Origin of the sequence: Streptomyces sp. sk2.1 (assembly GCF_008120935.1) — a bacterium.
GTDB lineage: Bacteria > Actinomycetota > Actinomycetes > Streptomycetales > Streptomycetaceae > Streptomyces.
Genome location: NZ_RDBO01000020.1, coordinates 696,262 through 700,687, shown reverse-complemented (window position 1 = coordinate 700,687; position 4,426 = coordinate 696,262). Strand labels below are relative to the sequence as shown.

1 protein-coding gene and 2 pseudogenes are annotated in these 4,426 nt (G+C 70.0%); all 3 read left to right on the top strand.

Annotated elements, in window-relative coordinates; genetic code table 11:
• Positions 1-64: 64 nt before the first annotated feature.
• A complete protein-coding gene (locus tag EAO76_RS06635) occupies positions 65-703 on the top strand; it encodes an SMI1/KNR4 family protein (RefSeq protein WP_148834262.1) in 639 nt (212 codons plus the stop codon).
• Between the two features lie 193 nt (positions 704-896).
• Positions 897-3,429: pseudogene (gene pepN / locus EAO76_RS06630) on the top strand (aminopeptidase N).
• Between the two features lie 382 nt (positions 3,430-3,811).
• Positions 3,812-4,426 (top strand): annotated as a pseudogene (locus EAO76_RS06625) (pyridoxal phosphate-dependent decarboxylase family protein); the annotation flags it as partial.

Genomic DNA, 4,426 nt, shown 5'->3' with positions numbered 1-4,426 from the left:
CGGTTGCGAAACACCACCCCACCGCCCCGGCCGAGGTGTCAGCGCCCCCGCGTACCCTCCGGACATGCCGGCCACCGAGAAGAAACACCCCGAGCACCAGCCCACCACCCACCCGTGGCGCGACCTGCTCCAGCGCTGGAGCGACGCATGGCTGGACCCGGTACGGCACGAGCAGGAGAGAGCCGAACCCTTCCCGGCCGGAATACGGGCGGCCCGATGGCTGGGCACCACCGGAGCGACCCCGAAGGAACTCGCCGACCTCGAACAACGCCTGGGAACCAGCCTCCCCCCGAGCTACCTGGAGTTCCTGGGCACCAGCGACGGATGGCTCGACACGACCGACGAGATCGCGCGCCTCCTGTCCACCCGGGAGATCGGCTGGGCCGAGGACCTCGACCCGGAACTGATCGAGGGCTGGGACGACAGCATGGGAGTGGACGACGTACCCGACGAGGAGTACTTCGTCTATGGCGACGAACAGGACTGCTGCGCCATCCGCACCGAATACCTGAGCCACATGCTCAAGATCAGCCACACCCCGGAAAGCGGCGACGTCTACCTGCTCAACCCGCGCGTCGTCACGCCCGACGGCGAATGGGAGGCCTGGTACCTCGCCCACTGGCTGCCGGGAGCCGTCCGCCACCGCTCCTTCTGGGACCTCATGAACGACGAGTACCGGAGATTCCACGGCGACCAGGACTGACCACCCGCACAACACACCCACCGCACAATCCGCACAACGCGTTCCCCACCGCGCAATCCGCACAACACGTTCCCCACCGGACAGCCCGCACAGCACGTCCCACCGGACCGCGCACCGAAGCCGCCGCGGGGTTCCGGTCAGCCCTGGGAGAACCCCCCTGCGGCACGCCCACGGCGTACGGCAGCATGGACGCATGTCCGTACTGACGCGCGACGAAGCGCAGACCCGAGCCCAGTTCCTCGACGTACACAAGTACACGATCGACCTCGATCTGACCGTGGGGGAGGAGACCTTCGACTCCCGCACCGTCATCCAGTTCACCGCCACCGCGGCCGGAGACACCTTCGTCGAACTCAAGCCGGCCACCCTGCGCTCGATCAGCCTCGACGGACAGCCCCTCGACCCCGCCGACCTCGTCGAGAACCGCTTCCCGCTCACCGCGCTCACCGCCGGCGCCCACGAACTGCGCGTCGACGCGGTCATGAACTACTCCCGCACCGGCGAAGGCATGCACCGCTTCACCGACCCCACCGACGGCGAGACCTACGCCTACACCCAGCTCTTCATGGAAGACGTCCAGCGCGTCTTCGCCGCGTTCGACCAGCCCGACCTCAAGTCCGTCTTCGAACTCGCCGTCACCGCCCCCGAAGGCTGGACCGTCCTCGGCAACGCCATCTCCGAGCACCGCGGGAACGGCCGCTGGACCCTGGCCGCCACCCCCCTGATCTCCACCTACCTCGTCGCCGTCGCCGCCGGCCCCTGGCACTCCGTGACCACCGAGCACGCCGGACTGCCCTTCGGCATCCACTGCCGCCGCTCCCTGGCCCCCCACCTCGACGCGGACGCCGACGAGATCCTCGACATCACCAAGGCCTGCTTCGACCGCTTCCACGAGAAGTTCGACGAGCCCTACCCCTTCGACTCCTACGACCAGGCGTTCGTCCCGGAATTCAACGCCGGCGCCATGGAGAACCCCGGCCTCGTCACCTTCCGCGACGAATTCGTCTACCGCTCCGCCGTCACCGACACCGAACGCCAGACCCGCGGCATGGTCATCGCCCACGAGATGGCCCACATGTGGTTCGGCGACCTCGTCACCCTCGCCTGGTGGGACGACATCTGGCTCAACGAGTCCTTCGCCGAGTACATGGGCTACCAGATCCTCTCCGAAGCCACCCGCTTCACCGACACCTGGGTCGACTTCGGCGTCGCCCGCAAGGGCTGGGGATACGACGCCGAAGTCGACCCAGGTGTCGGTGAAGCGGGTGGCTTCGGAGAACCCCGTCGCCCCCGACCCGGACGCCGTCCCCGACACCGCGTCCGCCCTGCTCAACTTCGACGGCATCTCCTACGCCAAGGGCGCCTCCGCCCTGCGCCAGCTCGTCGCCTGGCTCGGCGAGAAGGACTTCCTGGCCGGCATCAACACCCACTTCGCCCGCCACAAGTTCGCCAACGCCACCCTCGCCGACTTCATCGACAACCTCGCCTCGGCCACCGACCGCGACGTCCACGCCTGGGCCGAGACCTGGCTGCGCACCACCGGAGTCGACACCCTCACCGCCCGCGTCCAGGAATCCGACGGCACCTGGACCCTCGCCGTCGACCGCGACGGCAGCCGCCCCCACCGCATCGCGGTCGGCGCCTACGACCACGACCCGGACGCCCACAACCCCACCGGCATCACCCCCCTCGTCCTGCGCGACCGGTTCGAGATCGACGTCCCCGCCGACGGCACCGCCGAAGCCCTGCCCGGCCGACGCCCCGCACTCCTCGTCCTCAACGACAAGGACCTCGGCTACGCCAAGATCCGCCCCGACGCCCCCTCCTGGGACACCGTCCTCACCAGCCTGTCCGGCGTACCCGACCCGCTGACCCGCGCCGTCATCTGGAACACCGCCCGCGACATGGTCCGCGACGGCGAACTCGCCCCCACCACCTACCTCGAGGCGGCCCGCACCCACCTGCCGCACGAGACCGACCTCGCCCTCGCCCAGGGCGTACTCGCCTTCGCCCACAACCACATCGCCGACCACTACACGGCTCCCGAGAAGCGCCCCGCCGCCCTCGCCCTCATCACCGCCCTGTGCCGCGACCTCATCCGCCGCACCGAGGACGGCCACAACCCCGGCCTCCGCCTCATCGCCGTACGCCACCTCATCGACGCCGCCACCCAGCCCGACACCATCCACGACTGGCTCACCAACGGCACCGTCCCCGGCGGCCCCGAACTCGACCCCGAACTCCGCTGGCGCATCCTCAACCGCCTCTCCGTCCTCGGCGCCGCCGACGAGGCCACCATCGCCGCCGAACTCGAACAGGACCCCAGCGCCACCGGACGGGAAGGCGCCGCCCGCTGCCGCGCCGCCTTCCCCACCCCCGAGGCCAAGGCCGCCGCCTGGCAGGCCATGTTCCACGACGACAGCCTCTCCAACTACCTCTTCACCGCCGTCGCCCAGGGCTTCTGGCAGCCCGAACAGGCCGACCTCGTACGCGACTACGTGCCCCGCTTCTACCCCGAGGCCACCGCCCTCGCCGCCCGCCGGGGCCCCGCCATCGCGGAAGCCGCAGGACGCCACGCCTTCCCGGCGCACGCCATCGACACCGACAACCTCCGACTCGGCGAGCAGGCCCTCGACGACGAAGCACTCACCCCCGCCCTGCACCGCAAGCTCGTCGACCAGATCGACGACCTGCGCCGGGCCCTCACCGTACGCACCACCCACTGACCCGACCGACCTCACCGACCCGGCCGAGCCGAGGAGCGGCCGGGTCACGGGTTCGGTAATTCCCCGGCGGGCCCGCGAGCCCCACAATCACACATAGGGCCCACGAGCCCCACAACTTCACACCAGCCCCACCGGTGCCCGGCGTCCCTCGCACAAGGAGACGCCGGGCACACCCATGTCCGACGACCCGATACCACCGGAACACCCGACAGCAGCGCCAAACCCCCACGCCCATCCCCCTTTCGAGTTCAGATCACCGAACTCCAGGCCGCGCACCGGAAAAACCGGACAGGCTGGCATGCCCACTCATGCCCAACCCTTCACCCAGCAGAAAGAGGAATACGCGCTCATCGGCGCCAACATCCTCATCTTCGGCACCGTCGCCCTCGACGAAGCCCTCACCCGACTCCAACCACCCCTCCTCGTCACCGCCACCGCGGGCACCACCGACACCGGCCGCATCGACCCCCTCGCCGACATCGCCGACCTCTGCGACCACCACGGCGCCGAACTCCACATCGACGCCGCCTACGGCGGACCCCTCCTCCTCAGCCCCACCCACCGCGGCAAACTCCACGGCCTCGACCGCGCCCACAGCGTCACCCTCGACCTCCACAAAATCGGCTGGCAACCCGCACCCGCCGGCATCCTCGCCGTCCCCCACCGCCACCACCTCGACCCACTCCACCACCACGCCCCCTACCTCAACGCCGACGACGACACCGAAGCCGGCCTCCCCGACCTCCTCGGCCGCTCCCTGCGCACCACCCGCCGCCCCGACGCACTCAAGATCGCCGTCACCCTCCGCGCCCTCGGCCGCACCGGACTCGCCCACCTCATCGACCACACCCTCACCACCGCCCACCACCTCGCCGACCTCATCACCAAAACCCCCACCCTCGACCTCTACGACCGCCCCACCATCAGCACCGTCCTCTTCCGCCCCACCGACGCCGACGACCACACCGTCGCCACCATCCGCCGCACCCTCCTCACC

Bases quoted from the DNA above. Each gene is read 5' to 3' on its own strand.
- EAO76_RS06635 (WP_148834262.1), top strand. From the start codon at position 65: ATGCCGGCCACCGAGAAGAAACACCCCGAGCACCAGCCCACCACCCAC.